15 protein-coding genes are annotated in these 16860 nt (G+C 48.2%); 5 read left to right on the forward strand and 10 right to left on the reverse strand.

The window, feature by feature from the left end; translation table 11 throughout:
- Positions 1–81 precede the first annotated feature (81 nt).
- Positions 82–1005 (reverse strand): heme o synthase, encoded by a 924-nt coding sequence (cyoE, locus tag KNO69_RS08575; RefSeq protein ID WP_015881281.1) that lies wholly within the window; start codon positions 1003–1005, stop codon positions 82–84.
- Between the two features lie 333 nt (positions 1006–1338).
- Between cyoE and KNO69_RS08580 the strand changes: the two genes are divergently transcribed.
- Positions 1339–2244, forward strand: coding sequence for a COX15/CtaA family protein (locus KNO69_RS08580; protein WP_015881280.1), 906 nt, complete (start codon positions 1339–1341; stop codon positions 2242–2244).
- Positions 2245–2276: 32 nt separating this feature from the next.
- Here the strand turns inward: KNO69_RS08580 and KNO69_RS08585 are convergent, their stop codons facing one another.
- The 4 genes from KNO69_RS08585 to KNO69_RS08600 all read right to left on the reverse strand — a co-directional run bounded on the left by KNO69_RS08585 (position 2277) and on the right by KNO69_RS08600 (position 8754).
- Positions 2277–3629: a cryptochrome/photolyase family protein gene (locus KNO69_RS08585; RefSeq protein WP_214817369.1), complete on the reverse strand. Its 1353-nt coding sequence runs from the start codon at positions 3627–3629 to the stop codon at positions 2277–2279.
- 53 nt (positions 3630–3682) lie between these two features.
- Entirely contained in the window at positions 3683–7117 is a 3435-nt protein-coding gene (locus tag KNO69_RS08590) for a pyruvate carboxylase (protein WP_078146632.1), read from the reverse strand.
- A 36-nt stretch (positions 7118–7153) separates the two neighbouring features.
- A complete protein-coding gene (locus tag KNO69_RS08595) occupies positions 7154–8389 on the reverse strand; it encodes an FtsW/RodA/SpoVE family cell cycle protein (RefSeq protein WP_214817370.1) in 1236 nt (411 codons plus the stop codon).
- 86 nt (positions 8390–8475) lie between these two features.
- The gene (locus tag KNO69_RS08600; RefSeq protein WP_015881276.1) at positions 8476–8754 is read right to left on the reverse strand and encodes an Fpa/YlaN family protein; all 279 of its coding nucleotides are present in this window, start codon (positions 8752–8754) and stop codon (positions 8476–8478) included.
- 172 nt (positions 8755–8926) lie between these two features.
- Between KNO69_RS08600 and KNO69_RS08605 the strand changes: the two genes are divergently transcribed.
- A complete protein-coding gene (locus tag KNO69_RS08605) occupies positions 8927–9394 on the forward strand; it encodes a hypothetical protein (RefSeq protein WP_015881275.1) in 468 nt (155 codons plus the stop codon).
- A 124-nt stretch (positions 9395–9518) separates the two neighbouring features.
- Entirely contained in the window at positions 9519–10691 is a 1173-nt protein-coding gene (locus KNO69_RS08610) for a multidrug efflux MFS transporter (protein ID WP_240499801.1), read from the forward strand.
- 36 nt (positions 10692–10727) lie between these two features.
- Here KNO69_RS08610 and KNO69_RS08615 read toward each other — a convergent pair whose 3' ends face one another.
- On the reverse strand, positions 10728–12044 hold the full coding sequence (locus KNO69_RS08615; RefSeq protein WP_015881273.1) for a PhoH family protein: 1317 nt from the start codon (positions 12042–12044) through the stop codon (positions 10728–10730).
- 33 nt (positions 12045–12077) lie between these two features.
- Positions 12078–12527, reverse strand: coding sequence for a PNPOx family protein (locus tag KNO69_RS08620; RefSeq protein WP_015881272.1), 450 nt, complete (start codon positions 12525–12527; stop codon positions 12078–12080).
- A gap of 115 nt (positions 12528–12642) precedes the next feature.
- Between KNO69_RS08620 and KNO69_RS08625 the strand changes: the two genes are divergently transcribed.
- Positions 12643–12843, forward strand: a complete 201-nt coding sequence (locus KNO69_RS08625; protein ID WP_015881271.1) for a YlaI family protein — start codon at positions 12643–12645, stop codon at positions 12841–12843.
- Between the two features lie 36 nt (positions 12844–12879).
- On the opposite strand, the gene KNO69_RS08630 is transcribed toward KNO69_RS08625, so the two are convergent.
- Together KNO69_RS08630 and typA are read right to left on the reverse strand one after the other, a co-directional pair.
- On the reverse strand, positions 12880–13224 hold the full coding sequence (locus KNO69_RS08630; protein ID WP_015881270.1) for a YlaH-like family protein: 345 nt from the start codon (positions 13222–13224) through the stop codon (positions 12880–12882).
- An 87-nt stretch (positions 13225–13311) separates the two neighbouring features.
- Positions 13312–15156 (reverse strand): translational GTPase TypA, encoded by a 1845-nt coding sequence (gene typA / locus KNO69_RS08635; RefSeq protein ID WP_214817372.1) that lies wholly within the window; start codon positions 15154–15156, stop codon positions 13312–13314.
- A 163-nt stretch (positions 15157–15319) separates the two neighbouring features.
- On the opposite strand from typA, the gene KNO69_RS08640 reads away from it, so the two are divergent.
- Positions 15320–15496, forward strand: coding sequence for a YlaF family protein (locus tag KNO69_RS08640; RefSeq protein ID WP_214817375.1), 177 nt, complete (start codon positions 15320–15322; stop codon positions 15494–15496).
- A gap of 49 nt (positions 15497–15545) precedes the next feature.
- Here KNO69_RS08640 and KNO69_RS08645 read toward each other — a convergent pair whose 3' ends face one another.
- A complete protein-coding gene (locus tag KNO69_RS08645; RefSeq protein WP_214687885.1) occupies positions 15546–16799 on the reverse strand; it encodes an inositol monophosphatase family protein in 1254 nt (417 codons plus the stop codon).
- Between the last annotated feature and the right edge of the window lie 61 nt (positions 16800–16860).

Genomic DNA, 16860 nt, shown 5'->3' on the forward strand with positions numbered 1-16860 from the left:
AGAAGCTTCTTAAATGATTTCACAACAATCCCCACTTTCTCCCAAAATGATGTGTAATGGTTTTCTATATAGTGAGTGCGATCACCAGAGTGCTGTCAAAATCAGCGCGATAATCCACACGACTAAATAAATTAATGAATAGAAGAACATTTTGTTTGCCCACTTGATTTCATCCTCGGCGTTGAATCCTTTCAACCCGAGATACAACCAGTAGCCCCCTAAACCGGCTGCGACTGTCAAGTAAACAAGACCATAGTGCATAAATAAGAGCGATGCCGGAATCAGCGTCGCAATCCACCAGATGATTTGCCGTTTCGTGATGGCAAATCCGTTCACGACCGGAAGCATCGGAATGCCTGCCGCTCGATACTCTTCCGTCCGTCGCATGGCGAGCGCCAGGAAGTGTGGTGGTTGCCATAAGAACATGACAAGGAACATGAGCCACGCATCGATATGAAGTGTCGGATCGAGTGCTGCCCAACCGATGAGCGGTGGAACGGCTCCTGAAATACTACCGACGACCGTATTGAGCGTACTCGTACGCTTCAGCCACATCGTATAAATCACGACATAAAAAAATGCCCCGATTAAACCGAATACTGCGGCGACGTACGATACAAGGAGCAAAAGAAGTGTTCCGATTGCAAGTTGTGTCAATCCAAGGAGTAGAATCTTCTCTCCTGAAATCTTGCCGGTTACACTCGGTCGATTGTCCGTACGATCCATTAAGTAATCGATATCTCGGTCCACAAAGTTGTTTAGGTAACAACTCCCCGAAATCACGAGTGCGCTTCCTAACATCGTTAATAAGAGCTGTGGCCAAACTTCAAACAAGTAAAGGACTGGCGTATCGCTCTGGTACGTCGCTGCCACGAAGAATCCTGCAAACACCAACAACAGGTTGGCGCGAACGATTCCCATTTTCGCTAAGGCGACGTAATCTCGGAATGACGTTGATTCTGTATACTCTACATCTACCATCATCCCTGGGTTGACTTTTGTCATACTGACCCCCCCACATAATCACGAAATCCTCGCATTCTCTTCACAGAAAAAACACAATATGAACAAAATACACTTAACTCTCTACAAAGATACCATATTTTTTTATAAAATACGCCCTTTATGCTTGTAAAATAGCGAGTTTTTTGTGTCAATAGTGTGATATTTGTCACACCTTATGTGCTTTACTAATATTAGAATAACGTTTTTGATAACGATTGCAAGCTTTTCCATTTCGTTTTTTGAACAGAAAGCCGTATAATAAGTATGGCGAAAAAAATATAAATAAACAAGGTACATTTTTAACGGATTTTGATTAGAAGCAGGTGGTATTGCATGCATAAAAAACTCGCGTTTTTCTCAGGGTTTGTCACCCTCGGGATGATGCTTGTCCTCATCATGGGTGGAACCGTGACGAAGACGGATTCAGGAGATGGTTGTGGGACGGACTGGCCACTCTGTCATGGAAAATTAATCCCAACCAACCCAAGCGTTGAAACGATGATCGAATACAGTCACCGGGTAGTCTCCGGAATCGAAGGTCTTCTCATCATTGCGCTCGCCATTTGGACGTTCATCGCGGTCAAACATCGGGTCGATGTGAAAATCTTCGCGTTTCTCGCATTTATCTTTATGCTCATCCAATCGATCATTGGAGCGGGCGCGGTCATTTGGCAACAGTCGGACGCCATCCTGGCCCTTCATTTCGGCATTTCTCTCGTGTCGTTCGCATCGTTACTCATTTTGACGATTCTGTTATTCGAAGGTGACCGAGAGCATCAAGTCGTATCGAGACGGTTGAGATCTCATCTTTACGGTCTCTCGATCTATACGATGATTGTCGTCTACACCGGAGCTTACGTCCGTCACCTCGGTGCTACATATGCTTGTGTCGGTTGGCCGATTTGTGAACAAGAAGTGTGGACGTTTGAGTCGTATGTGCAGATGGGACACCGTGTGATGGCCGGGCTACTCGTCTTGTACACGTTGTATGTTCTTTACTTGGCACGTAAAGAAATGAATCGATTGATTGAGCGCGGCATGATGGCGTCTCTCTTCTTCATCCTGCTTCAAGTCGGTACAGGTGCATGGATCGTTCTTGGGGGACACGCGACTTACGTTCCGCTCCTTCACGCATTCTTGATCACGTGCTACTTCGGTATCCTGTCATACCTCTCTTATCACGCGTATCGGTCGACAGCGCGACAAGACGGGGCACAATTGAAAAACATGAACGGATAACCAAACTAAAAAGCGCCACGGCGCTTTTTAGTTTACAATGCTTTAAATCGTTCGAGGGCACGCTCTCTCGCTTCTTTATGATCGACGATTGGCATGGCATAGTTGTCTCGCTCTGTCGGGTCCGGAAAGTGAATCGATTTATCTGTTATTTGTTTCAGCTCCGGCACATACTTCCGGATGAACGTCCCATCAGGGTCAAATCGCTCGGATTGCGTCGTCGGATTGAAAATACGGAAATACGGAACAGCGTCCGTCCCGACTGAGGCCGCCCATTGCCATCCCCCGATATTCGACGCTGCCTCATAATCGATCAGCTTTTGCTCGAAATACCGTTCCCCTTTTCGCCAATCGAGAAGGAGATGTTTCGATAGGAAAGATGCAACAATCATGCGTAGGCGGTTGTGCATCCACCCTGTCTCGTTCAACTGACGCATCGCGGCGTCGACGATTGGATACCCGGTTTCCCCGTTACACCACTTTTCGAACTGCTCTTCATTGTCCTCCCATTCAATCGACTTGTATTTATCATTGAACGGTTGATCTTTCAATCCGTGGAACTTTACCATGACCATGTAATAAAATTCGCGCCACAACAGCTCATCATAATACGTGTCGCGCCCTTTTGATTGTCTCGCCGACAACACTTGTTCGGCGATCGTGCGAATCGACAACACACCTGTCCGTAAATAAGGAGATAGTTGACTCGTCCCCGCGATGCTCGGAATGTCACGCTTCTCGTCATAATCGACCATGCGATCATTGACGAAGCGGGTCAATCGCTTCTTCGCTTCCGTTTCCCCTAGCCCTTTCCATTCACGTTTACATCGCTTGAAGAGCTCTTTCAGTTCACTCGGTTGTTCATTCTTTGAACGGATGTACTGAGATAAACGATCGACATCAACCTCATATGGTGCGGGTGGCTGTTCGGCATACGCCGCTTTTTTGAACGGGGTGAACACCTTATAGGGATCGCCACCTTTTGTACGGAACGCATCGGGATGAAACAGATGCCGGTCAAGGAGTCGTACGACTTTAACCTCTTCACTAAGTGCTTCAATCACACGGTCATCCCGCTGTTTGAACGGTTCCACATACTCCGCATTAAAATAGAGCACATCCATCTCGCCGAGCTGTTTCACGAACGCATCCTCCGTCTCCGCGACGAGGACACGAAGCCCTAACCCTTTCGCTTCTAAATCATCCATGAACGTTCGCATCGTCGAGAAGAAATAGTCATGCCGCACTTCGAATGGGTGACAGTATTTCGGATTCAACCAAAAGACGAAGTCTAGGTCATCTCCTTCCCCCATATCTTTCAATACACGGTGTAACATATGATTATCGGTCAGTCTAAAATCTGAACGAAACCAACATACTCGTCTCATGATTTCCACTCCCATCTACAAAAAAGAAGCATAGCGCGCTATGCTTCTTTTGATTATACAAATTCAATCAACAAGTCGTCACTTTGTATTGTGTCGCCTTCTTTAATATGGATGGCCTTAATCTCACCATCTTGTGCCGCTTGAATTGTCGTTTCCATCTTCATCGCTTCTGTGACGAGCAACTGCTCCCCACGGTGAACGCGACTTCCTGGTTCGACCAATACTTTCAAGACAGACCCCGGCATCGATGCACCGACTTGTTTTGCGTTCGAACGATCGACTTTTGGACGGCTTGTCGTTGCCGATTTGACATTGACATCTTTAATCTCGATTTCACGTGGTACCCCGTTCATCTCATACGAGACTAGGCGGATGCCATCTTCATTCGCCGCACTCACTTGTACGAGCTTGATGATTAATGTTTTTCCTGTCTCGATTTCAACTTGGATTGTCTCCCCGACGTTTAATCCGTAGAAGAACGTCAACGTGTCGAGCACCGATACATCCCCGTAGGTCGTTGTATGTTTGATATAGTCTTCGTACACTTTCGGATAAAGCGCATGGGCAAGAAGTTCAAAGTCCGTCACCGGTCGCTCGAATTTTTCGAATAGTTCTTGGCGTGCCGATTCAAAGTCATATGGCTTGATCAATTTACCAGGACGAACGTTTAATGGCTCTTCCCCTTTCAAGATGACTTGTTGTACATCTTTCGGGAATCCACCTGGAGGCGTCCCCAATTCACCACGCATCATTTCGACGACCGAGTCCGGGAAGTCCAACTGGTGTCCGCGCGTCATCACATCTTCTTCCGTCAAGTTATGCTGGACCATGAAGAGCGCCATATCACCGACAACTTTAGATGAGGGCGTCACCTTGACAATGTCCCCGAACAACATGTTCACTCGGGCATACATCGCCTTGACTTCGCCCCAACGGTCTCCAAGCCCGACCGCTTTCGCCTGCTGTTGGAGGTTTGAATATTGTCCACCCGGCATCTCGTGCTCATACACGGATGGATGCGGGGCACGCATATCACTTTCAAACGGTTCATAGTTATGACGCACGTCTTGCCAGTAGTCACTGATGATCTCATATTGTTTCGGGTCGACCTTCGGCTGACGTTCGTGGTGGTTGAGCGCGTAGACCAAACTTCCACCTGAAGGCTGTGACGTCATCCCTGACATCGAGCTCGCTGCAACGTCAACGATATCGACACCGGCATCTGTCGCACGAGCATAGGTGAAGATCCCGTTACCGGAAGCATCGTGTGTATGCAAGTGGATTGGTAAGTCCACGGCGTCTTTCAATGCCGATACGAGTGCATAGGCCGATTCCGGCTTCAATAGACCGGCCATATCTTTGATTGCCAAGATATGCGCACCACTCGCCTCAAGTTTCTTCGCGAGGTCGATATAATACGGAAGGTGGTACTTCGGACGGTTGCCATCGTACAAGTCTCCCGTATAACAGATGGCCGCCTCCGCCACTTTCCCAGTCGGAAGTGTCGCATCGATTGCCAATTGAATCGATTCTAAGTTGTTGAGACTGTCAAAGATTCGGAACACGTCGACTCCGGCATATGCCGCTTCGTGTACGAATTTCTCAATGACGTTGTCTGCATAGTTTTTGTATCCGACCGCATTCGCACCGCGTAGCAACATTTGAATCAAGACGTTCGGCATCTTCTCACGAAGCTTCATGAGACGTACCCATGGGTCTTCGGATAAGAAGCGGTAGGCGACGTCGAACGTCGCTCCACCCCACGCCTCGACCGAGAACAATTCTGGCATGAGTTTGCTTGTCGGTTCGGCAATGTTCAAAATGTCCTGTGTCCGCATGCGCGTCGCGAGCAACGATTGATGGGCATCTCGCATCGTCGTATCCGTCAGCAACAATTCCGGTTGACGTTTGATCCAATCGGCGAGGCCGTCCGGTCCAAGCTCTGTAAGAATTTGTTTCGTCCCTGGCTTCGCTTCTGCTGGGAGGTCATGTGGGATTCGCACCGAACGGCTGATCGGCTTGTCTTTCAGACCGACACCCGGGAATCCATTCACCGTCACGTCCCCGATATAGTTCAACAGTTTCGTCCCACGGTCTTTTCGTTTCGGGAAGACGAACAGTTCTGGCGTCTCATCGATGAATGACGTGTTGTAATCTCCATTGATAAAGTTCGGGTGCTTCATGACGTTAATCAAGAACGGAATGTTCGTCTTGATTCCGCGAATCCGGAACTCGTTCAAGTTTCGAACCATCTTCGAGGCCGCTTGTTCGAATGTCATGCCATGTGTGGACAATTTCACGAGAAGTGAATCGTAGTACGGTGAAATCTCTGCACCGACATACGCATTTCCACCGTCAAGACGGACACCAAAGCCGCCTGGAGAACGGTAAGCCATGATTTTCCCAGTATCCGGCATGAAGTTGTTGCCTGGGTCTTCAGACGTAACACGTGATTGAATCGCATAACCGAGAAGTTTAATGTCTTCTTGCTTCGGCATTTGAATCATATCGCCGTGGAGCGACTCACCTTGCGCGATCATCAATTGTGTTTGAACGATATCAAAGCCTGTGACCATCTCTGTGATTGTATGTTCCACTTGAATACGTGGGTTGACCTCGATGAAGTAGAACGACTCGTCCTCGGTCACCAAGAATTCGACCGTACCGGCGTTGACGTAACCGACGTGACGCATGAGTTGGACCGCCGCATCACAAATCGCTTGGCGTGATGCATCAGACAAGGTCACACACGGCGCCACTTCGACGACTTTTTGGTGACGGCGCTGAACCGAACAGTCACGCTCGAACAAGTGGATGATGTGACCGTGCTCATCTCCAAGAATCTGCACCTCGATGTGTTTCGGACGTTCGACGAGTTTTTCTATGTACACTTCGTCAGAACCGAACGCCTGCTTCGCTTCTGATTTTGCTCGTTCAATCAAATCTTTCATTTCCGCTTCTGTACGAATGACACGCATTCCGCGGCCTCCGCCACCCATCGACGCTTTGACCATGAGCGGGAATCCGTGCTCGTTCGCAAATGTTTCCGCGTCTTCATATGATGTGAGCGGTCCATCCGAACCCGGAATGACAGGAAGACCCGCAGCAATCGCACTCTGACGTGCTCGTACCTTATCCCCGAACGCATGTAAATGTGACTCATGCGGTCCGACAAAGATGATGCCCTCTTCACGGCAACGACGTGCGAGTTCAATGTTCTCCGAAAGGAAACCATATCCCGGGTGAATCGCATCACTGCCTGACTCCTTAGCGATGCGAATGACGTCTTCAATATCGAGATACGCATCGATCGGTTTTTTGTCTACACCGATCAAGTAGGCCTCATCGGCTTTAAAGCGATGTAATGAGCCGCTATCTTCTTGTGAATAGACGGCTACCGTTCGAATGTCTAACTCTGTCGCCGCGCGAAATACGCGAATGGCAATTTCCCCACGGTTTGCAACAAGTAACTTTTTAATTGGTTTCAAATGAAATCCCCCCGTTAATGAAGTTTATTTGTTTCCTTATCTGACGACGTGAAACGATGAGCGTTGAACGTTTTCTTCTGACTTCACCCGAATTTCTTCTCGTCGTGTCGCCTCTCGATGACGGTTACGCATCGAGATACTGCTGAGCACCCCGAGAACACCCATCATCATGATAAGCGATGTTCCCCCATAACTGACCAGTGGCAAGGTTACGCCTGTCCCTGGGAACCAACCGGACATCGCACCGATATTGATGGCCGTCTGGATCATAATTTGTGAGGCAATCCCAAACGATACGAACATCGCAAAGTGACTATCCGCATGATTGGCGATATGAATCGCGCGAAAGGCGATGAAGAAGAGTAGGACCAAAACCGTCAATACACCGAAGAACCCTAACTCCTCCGCAATGATCGACATGATATAGTCGGTTTCTGGTTCTGGCAAATACCCATACTTTTGAAAACTGTTCCCGAGTCCGACTCCGGTCAATCCACCATGTACGATCGAGATGATCGACATGAGCAATTGGTGTCCATATCCTTCCGGGTCCATGAACGGGTTGAACACGACCTCAATCCGACTTCGTTGATTCTCCGAGAAGATGGTCGTGAACAATACGAATACAGTACCCATCCCAGCTAAAATCCCCGGAATCAAAATTCGAAGCGGCGCCCCGACACCGAACCACATGAGCAACATGATGGAACCGAGAACGAATAACCCACCCATATCCGGCTGTCCATTGATTGCGATGGCGTAGAACGAGAAGTAAAAGAGAACCGGTACTAAGAAGAAGGCGCCGATTTGAGCGCGCAACCCTTTTTTCGTGATAGCGGCCCGCGCTAGTCGACCCGGGAGTCCTTTCAACTCATTATTCCATAGTTCATGGTAGTAGTTCGCAAGCAGTATGATGAGGACAAATTTGGCAATCTCGACCGGTTGAATGGTCATTCCGCCGATGATGAGCCAAGCCCGGGCCCCGTTCAATGGCGGCATCGCCCACGTGACAAACAGCAAGATGACAGAAAGCGCATAAAGACCGAGGCGAATGCCTTTTTTCCGAAACATCTCATATCGGAACAACGTCGCGATCAAATAGACAAAGATTCCGATTCCAACGTAAACGAGCTGGCGATAGAATAGACTACTATTTGCGTAATCCCCACGATTCCAAACGCTCGCACTATAAATCATGATGGAGCTTAGCCCGACGAGCAAGAGCACTGACAAAAACAACGCAAAATCAAAATACCGAAACCGTGTTTTCATGTATTCACTTCCTTATGTAAAACAATCCGACAACCCTTATAAAAAAATACTCAAACAGCGCCACTTGCACAGTTTGAGTATAAGGTTCATAATTCTGAAGCTTCTGCCAAAGCAGATAACTTTTGTTCCAATGAATCGAGCAGTCCTTTACCTTCAATGTCTGAAATGAGTCCAAGACGAACCGCAAAATCAATTTGGCGCGATAGTCCAAACATATGTGTATCAAGCACCTCTTCATAAAGCGGGCACTTCGGCATTTTTAGGTTTTCTAACTGTACTTCAATCAGACAACGGATTTTTTCAGCATCCGCCTCGAGTAATTGAAGCGCTTGCTCCCGTTGGATTGCAGCCAAATTTGTCGCCACTACGACCCCTCCTCCGTACGATGACAGACTGTTTGTCATAACTCAACTGTACATTATCTTTCGTCATAATTCAATGTACAGTATGAATGAACGCGACATTCTTCCTCTTTTCCATTTTACGAGAAAGAGCGCTATAATGAAACGTGTAATGTGTATGAAGGGGGATATAAGCATGATTTTTCCACTTGATGGAGCGGTTCGCCACAGTCTGACGATCGACCCGACCGTATGGATTTTTGACGAACGAAAACGAAAGATTGAAGATTTGGACTCGGTGACGGAGAATGACCGTGAGGCATACTATGCGAAAATGGGGAAAGCATGGGATGACGGATTGTCACAAGGAACTCGAATCGACCACAACAAACCGATGTCGCGACAAGACAAGGATGCAGCATTACGCGACTCGTTCGCCATGCCGCTCGCGCCTTTTTTAAACAATGCCGAACCGATTGAGCTCGCGACACATGTCCGTTTTTACGGTGAGACTATATTGACTCTATCGCTCAGCGAGGCATCGCGCGTATATTTACAATTTTCAAAAGACGGAAAAGTACTTACTGACGGACCTGTCTATGTATTATATGAGGATCAGGTCATTCGCCAAGTCAATCATATCACCGTATTAAGCAATCAATGAGAAGGGTCACACCTTCTCTTTTTTTGGACTTTTTAGTTCACAAAGTGTAGTATATAGAGTGTTGACTACAAATTGAATAAGAAAGGTCGTGACGCTTACGATACCTCTATGGAAACGAAATTTAATGGTTGTTTGGATCGGTAGCTTCTTGACCGCCGCGTCGATGAGCCTCGTCCTTCCATTCCTTCCATTGTTCATCGAACAACTCGGGGTAAAGGATCCGGACCACGTCGTCACTTGGTCTGCGATTGCGTTCGGCGCGACGTTCCTCGTAGCCGCCATCGTCTCTCCGATGTGGGGACGCTTGGCTGACCGAAAAGGAAGAAAGCTGATGCTCATCCGAGCCAGTCTCGGGATGGCCATCGTCATGTTCCTCATCAGCTTCGTCCAAGACGTATATCAACTCGTCGGGTTGCGTTTACTCATGGGGGCCGTGTCTGGATTTATTTCAGCCGGCATCACGTTAGTCGCATCTCAGACACCAAAAGAGAAAAGTGGCTGGGCGCTCGGTACCCTGTCAACCGGTGGAATCACTGGTGGTCTACTCGGTCCCCTCATCGGCGGACTGCTCGCAGACTGGATTGGGCTTCGATCCGTTTTTCTCTTTACCGGAAGTGCACTCTTCCTGACGTTCCTCATCACGCTTTGGTTCGTAAAAGAAGATTTTGTCCCAGTGAAACGCGAAGAACTCGCGTCGATGAAATCGATTTTCGCCTCACTGCGACATCCACAGTTGATTGTCGGTCTGTTTGTGACAACGTTCCTCATTCAGTTCTCGACACAATCCATCGGACCACTCTTGACATTATACGTACGTGAATTGAATCCGAACACTACCGCGCTCGCCTTCATGGCAGGGATTGTCGCCTCCGCTCCGGGACTGGCCGCTCTCGTTTCGGCGCAGCGTCTCGGACGGTTATCGGACAGACACGGAGCGGAGCGCATCTTGTTTTGGGCACTGCTCCTCTATAGCCTCTTCTTGATTCCGCAAGCATTCGTTACCTCAACGACTCAACTCATCTTGTTGCGTTTCGGAATCGGGTTCGCAACGGCCGCCTTGATGCCGTCCGTTCAATCGCTACTGCGCCAGCATACGCCGGTCTCTGCGACGGGGCGCATCTTTTCATACAATCAGTCCGCTCAGTTCATGGGGAATCTACTCGGACCGCTATTTGGATCCCAAATCGTGGCACACTTCGGATTTTCTGCCCTGTTCATCATCACGGGATTGATTATGATCTCGAATGCCTTCTTAGAACGGACGAACGTCCAGTCGTTACAACTCGATACAAAATAACGCCGAGCACGAAGCTCGGCGTTATTTGTATCTTTCTTATAGTAGGTCAGCCGCCAATCGTGCAAGTGACGAACGTTCCCCTTTCACGAGTTGCACGTGTCCGAAGACGTTTTGTCCTTTGAAGCGTTCCACCGCGTACGTCAAGCCGTTCGAGTATTCATCCAAATACGGATGGTCGATTTGATACGGGTCGCCGACGAGTACGATTTTCGAGTTTTCACCGACTCGGGTGAGAATGGTTTTAATTTCGTGCTTCGTTAAGTTTTGTGCCTCATCGATGATGATGAACTGGTCCGGCATACTTCTACCTCGAATATAGGTGAGCGCCTCGAGCTGAATCGATTTCATACCGGCTAGAATATTCCCGAGCTCGTCTTTTGAATTCGCATTAAATAAAAATTCCAAGTTATCATAAATCGGTTGCATCCAAGGACGAAGCTTCTCTTCCATTTCCCCTGGCAAGTAACCAATATCGTTCCCCATCGGCACGACCGGGCGAGCGACGACGAGCTTATTGTAACGCTGTTCATCCTCGACGAGCGAGAGCCCTGCTGCTAGGGCAAGGAGCGTCTTCCCGGTACCGGCTTTCCCAAGTAAGGTGACAAACGGAATGTCATCTCGAAGCAACAGGTCGAGTGCCATCCGCTGTTGAACGTTTCGTGGATGAATTCCCCAAATATGATCTGCATCGAGTGCCAGTGGTCGTAAAATCGGTTGAAGCGAATCGACCACAGCAAGCGCACTCGCTTTCGACACATTACTTTTCAAGACGACGAATGAATTCGGATATAGCACTTGTTTCGTCAAGGCCGTCGTCGGCAATTGACGAACTTTATAAAATTCATCGATGAGCGACTGATCGACTTCAATCTCTCGATAGCCGGCGTATAAGTCCGTCGTATCAACGATATGATCTGTCAAATAGTCTTCTGCATCAATTCCAATGGCGTCCGCTTTGACACGGACCAATATATCTTTTGAGACGACGACGACCTTTCGACCTGCGTCATGCTCGTATTGTTTCATTAACTTTAAGGCAACGAGTAGGATACGGTTATCGTTTGTCATGACATCGAACGGAATATCGACCTGGTGTTCATGACCGATTTCGACAAACAGACGTCCTCCGTTTTCAAGCGGGACCCCGTCATGGAGTTTTCCCGATGTCCGGAGCTGGTCGAGGACACGTGACGTTTCACGGGCATTCCGCCCGACCTCATCCATGTTTCGTTTCTTTCCATCTAACTCTTCTAGGACGATGGCTGGAATGACCACGTCGTGTTCTTCAAATTGAAATAAGGATAGCGGATCATGTAGGAGTACGTTCGTATCGAGTACATACGTTTTTTTCATAGACTTTGCCGCCCCTCGAATATAGGATGGTATTCAAGAATGAAGACTTTCTTTCACTTCACGGTCAAGCTTTTCCGCCGCTCGAATATCATACGTTTTCGTGATTTCGGGCTGTGCGTAAGCTGCTCCATAAAACGAGATGTTCCTCACTTCTTCGACATGTCCTTCAAAAAAACGAAGATGAAGGCTTGGTTTAACCGCCGGATCGAACTCTCGAATCGCTGAGAGTAAAACATGATAGGACTGACCATCTTCGATAAAAATGAGGCCAGCCGTCTTTTCTGTCGTCAAAATGGTCACGATATGTGAATTTCTTGTCAATGCGAACCGGACCGTGACAGCATCTAACGCTTGCACCCAACTGATCGCATGGCTGATCGGCCAACGCTTCGCCTCGTCGAAACCGACGAGAAATGTTAACGGCATGTCGTTCAATAGGCGCTCTTGCGCAGCTGTCAGTTCAAACGTTGCCTTACTCGCCATTCAACTCCCCTCCTTTTCACCGGGTATGGTTGTACCATTCTCCCTTACCGGTTCAATTCCCTGCTTTTAACGGTTGAAATCATGCTATACTCATCGTATAGAGGAAGGTGAAAAGATGCGTGTAAAATGTTCTCTTTGCGATAAAGTCGAGACCATCGACTCATGGTCGTTTGAAGCAAAACGCTTGCGTAACAAACCGGCGAAAACGTATATGTGTCAAGAGTGTCAGGAGCGAATCAGCGAACGAACGGCTGAACGCGCCGCATCTGGACAGTTCAAGTTATATCCTACATTTCGACAGAAACGAAATTGGTAATGCAAACGGGCGCCTCCGAAGAGACGCCCGTATTTTTTATGATTCTACCGCATCTTGACGACGGTTCCACCAAAGGCGACCACGATAAATGGCTAACACGATTGCCATGACGGCAAGCACTTCCGGGATTGGCCATGTGAAAAAGACGAGTGCCATCGTACCTGCTCCAAGTGAAAGGAGAATATAGACGATGAGCGACTTCCACCATGCCAATTGTTTCGCAAAACCAAGTTTAAAGACAAGGATTGTCAGTAAGATGACCGTGACAACGAGTGCATTGAACCCGACGGAAAAGTCATTCGGGTCACTGCCGACACCTAGCATCGAAGCGATCCACGGAACGTCAATCTGTGTGATATCGATTGTTTGAGAAGCTTTCAAGACAAAGAGTCCCCCTTTATTTCATACACATCCATTCTACACTATTCCATGCAAAAGGGAACGCCGAAGCGTCCCCTTTCTGCTAACTTATTCTTTACCAAGTTTACGACGCTTGTCAGCTTTCTCGCGTTCGTTCTTGTTCAAGATTTTCTTACGAAGACGGATTGACTCCGGTGTGATTTCACAGTACTCGTCATCGTTCAAGAACGTGAGCGACTCTTCAAGCGAGAAGACGCGCGGACGTTTCAAGACTTGTGTCGAGTCTTTTGCAGAAGCACGCATGTTCGTCAATTGCTTCCCTTTAACGGCGTTAATGGCAAGGTCAACGTCACGGTTACATTCCCCAATGATCATTCCTTCATACACATCCGTACCTGGCTCGATAAAGATTGTCCCACGGTCTTCGAGGGCACCGATTGAGTAAGCCGTCGACTTCCCGTTTTCGATACATACCATAACACCGCTACGTCGGCCACCGATATCAGCAGCGATATACGGACGATACTCTTCGAACGTATGGTTCAAGATTCCGTATCCACGTGTCGCTGACAAGAATTCGTTACGGTAACCGATGAGACCACGTGATGGCACGAGGAATTCCATACGCGTCTGACCGTTGTCATTCGTGTTCATGTTCGCAAGCTCACCTTTACGGAGACCAATCGATTCCATGACTGAACCTGTATACTCTTCAGGTACGTCGATGATAACGCGCTCGAACGGCTCAACTTTCGTGCCGCTCTCGTCTTCACGGATGATAACTTGTGGTTTCGACACTTGGAGCTCGTAACCTTCACGACGCATGTTCTCGATCAAGATCCCGAGGTGAAGCTCACCGCGTCCTGATACGATCCATTGGTCTGGTGAATCTGTATTTTCGACACGGAGTGAAACGTCCGTCTCGAGTTGTTTCATCAAACGTTCTTCGATTTTACGTGCTGTCACGAAATCGCCTTCACGTCCTGCGAACGGAGAGTTGTTTGTCATGAAACGCATTTGAAGCGTTGGCTCATCGATGCGAAGGAGCGCAAGTGGCTCTTCTTTACCGACTGGCGTTACCGTTTCACCGACGTTGATATCTTCCATTCCGGCGATAGCGATCAAGTCCCCTGCTTTTGCTTCTTCGATTTCGACGCGCTTGAGGCCGAAGTAACCGAACAATTTCGTGACACGAAGTTGCTTCACCGTACCGTCTGTCTTACAAAGCGATACTTGCTCACCGACTTTGATTTTCCCACGGAAGACGCGACCTACACCGATACGACCGAGGTAGTTGTCATAGTCGAGCATCGTCACTTGGAATTGAAGTGGCTCGTCTGAGTTGTCCACTGGAGCCGGCGTGTTTTCAAGAATCGTGTCGAGCACGTGCGTGATTGTATCTTCTTGTTTTTCTGGGTCAGGATCGAACGAACTTGAACCGCTGACTGCTGATGTGTAGACGACAGGGAATTCAAGTTGATCTTCATCTGCGCCAAGGTCGATCAAGAGATCAACAACTTCATCGACAACGTCGAGTGGACGAACCATCGGCTTATCGATTTTGTTGACGACGACAATCGGACGAAGTCCTTGGTCGAGAGCTTTTTTCAATACGAAACGTGTTTGTGGCATACAGCCTTCACGCGCATCGACAACAAGAATAACGCCGTCTACCATACGCATGATTCGCTCAACTTCTCCACCGAAGTCTGCGTGACCTGGTGTATCTACGATGTTGATGCGAGTCTCTTTATAATCGATTGCTGTGTTTTTTGCGAGAATCGTGATTCCGCGCTCACGCTCGATATCGTTCGAGTCCATCGCGCGTTCTGCGACTGCCTCGTTCGTCCGGAAAGTACCAGACTGTTTCAATAATTCATCGACTAACGTTGTTTTACCGTGGTCAACGTGCGCGATGATGGCTACGTTACGAAGGTTTGTTCTTACGTTCATGTAGTTATTCCTCTCTTATTTAAAAAATTTCAACTTTTCTTCAACTTTAAGAGTATAGCACACGTCACAGTACCTTTGTCGAGTGGAATCGACTGTGAACGTTTTCATCTCGTGTTTTTTATCATACAATAGGGAAGAGAAGAGAAAATAAGGAGGAACCTCCATGCAGCTAATGTTTGTATTGATCGCAACGGCCGTTGTCGCAGGATTCGTCGGCATTGGAATCGGGGTGGCCGAGGGGAGCGCCGCCATTATCTTGGGAAGCCTCGTGTTAAGTGGCATAGCGACATTCTTTGGTATTCAATTGCGTCGCCGCATTCTTTCAGACCATCAATCATAAAAAAAGGGTTACTCCGGGATCATGTCGGAGTAACCCTTTTAACTTGCTTTTATAGCGGACGAGTCAAGCAGATGCGGTCGCGTAAAACGAGCCCATCTTCTTCAATGTCATCGTACCCGTGATTACGAAAATAATCGCGTTCCACTGAATCGAATCGGAATCCGGCTTGTTGGTAAAAACGCAACTGCATGATGCTTGAATTTCCTGTACAGACGAGTAGTTCTTTCCCACCAATCATCGTGGCCCGCTTCACTGCGTCTTGTAACAAGCGTTGACCAATCGTTTGGTTTTGACGTTCGGGTTTCACTGCGATATTGACGAGTTCAACCCGATCGCCTTCGTGTGAAACGAGCATATACGCACCGACAATCTCACTACCGAGTAACGCTTTGTACGTACGACCTTCCTCGAATTGTTCCCGGACCATCGCTTCATTCGGATTCGCCAAGACGAGTAAGTCGCGGATTTCTTCATACGAATCATGTTCCACGATGTGTAAGTCCGGTTTTACTTCAGCCGTGACCCCTTTTGCGATGACGTAATGTTTGATGACGTCATTGACGAATGAATCGCTCCCAGCCAAGACAGATGTTTTTCCGTCATACCGAATCGGCTCACCATATAAGGAAACGACACGCCCGCCTACCTCTTCAACGAGTAACTTTCCAGCAGCATAATCCCATGGCATATTGCGCATGGTGATGTAGCCGTCCACGCGACCGGCAGCAAGCCAGGCTAATTCAAGCGATGCAGCACCATGAGCTCGCGTCCCAATCGAGTCCCGTACAATCGGAGCGAGTATTTCCGGGGCAATCTGGTGGTTCGGCGTGACCCACGTCGCATTCATACTTAAAAACGCGTCTCGGACATGATGTTCATGAAGGGTCGTCAACGTCCGACCATTCAACGTCGCCCCGTATCCTTTCCGCGCCATGAACATCTCATCCGCCATGACGTCATAGACGAATCCATATTCCACGACTCCATCTATCATGATCGCGATAGAGATGGCAAACATACGTTTTTGATGAATAAAATTTAACGTCCCATCAATCGGGTCGACAAACCAGACGGTACCGGTCAATTGTTCTGGCTGATCTGTCGTCCCCTCTTCCCCCATAATCTGATGTTCCGGAAATGTTTGTTGGATTCGACGGACAATCAGTTGTTCCACCGCGCGGTCGATTTCAGTGACCAAGTCCCCTTTTCCCGTCTTTCGTTCCACTTCATAACTTTGATCAATCTCGCGACGAATCAGTTCTCCCGCTTGTTTGATTAAGTCGACTGCAAACCATTCTATCATCTGTGATCACCTCAACTGTATTGTACCAAACAAAAACCAGTATCCGCTCGGAATACTGGTT

The organism is Exiguobacterium sp. s131 (assembly GCF_018617345.1).
Taxonomy (GTDB): Bacteria; Bacillota; Bacilli; order Exiguobacteriales; family Exiguobacteriaceae; genus Exiguobacterium; species Exiguobacterium profundum.

What these genes read in the sequence shown, in the direction of transcription:
- KNO69_RS08620 (WP_015881272.1), bottom strand. Translation starts at nt 12,527, where the DNA reads ATGGCGAGTAAGGCAACGTTTGAACTGACAGCTGCGCAAGAGCGCCTA.
- KNO69_RS08595 (WP_214817370.1), bottom strand. Translation starts at nt 8,389, where the DNA reads ATGAAAACACGGTTTCGGTATTTTGATTTTGCGTTGTTTTTGTCAGTG.
- KNO69_RS08625 (WP_015881271.1), top strand. Translation starts at nt 12,643, where the DNA reads ATGCGTGTAAAATGTTCTCTTTGCGATAAAGTCGAGACCATCGACTCA.
- KNO69_RS08615 (WP_015881273.1), bottom strand. Translation starts at nt 12,044, where the DNA reads ATGAAAAAAACGTATGTACTCGATACGAACGTACTCCTACATGATCCG.
- KNO69_RS08580 (WP_015881280.1), top strand. Translation starts at nt 1,339, where the DNA reads ATGCATAAAAAACTCGCGTTTTTCTCAGGGTTTGTCACCCTCGGGATG.
- KNO69_RS08585 (WP_214817369.1), bottom strand. Translation starts at nt 3,629, where the DNA reads ATGAGACGAGTATGTTGGTTTCGTTCAGATTTTAGACTGACCGATAAT.
- KNO69_RS08640 (WP_214817375.1), top strand. Translation starts at nt 15,320, where the DNA reads ATGCAGCTAATGTTTGTATTGATCGCAACGGCCGTTGTCGCAGGATTC.
- cyoE (WP_015881281.1), bottom strand. Translation starts at nt 1,005, where the DNA reads ATGACAAAAGTCAACCCAGGGATGATGGTAGATGTAGAGTATACAGAA.
- typA (WP_214817372.1), bottom strand. Translation starts at nt 15,156, where the DNA reads ATGAACGTAAGAACAAACCTTCGTAACGTAGCCATCATCGCGCACGTT.
- KNO69_RS08645 (WP_214687885.1), bottom strand. Translation starts at nt 16,799, where the DNA reads ATGATAGAATGGTTTGCAGTCGACTTAATCAAACAAGCGGGAGAACTG.
- KNO69_RS08610 (WP_240499801.1), top strand. Translation starts at nt 9,519, where the DNA reads ATGGTTGTTTGGATCGGTAGCTTCTTGACCGCCGCGTCGATGAGCCTC.
- KNO69_RS08605 (WP_015881275.1), top strand. Translation starts at nt 8,927, where the DNA reads ATGATTTTTCCACTTGATGGAGCGGTTCGCCACAGTCTGACGATCGAC.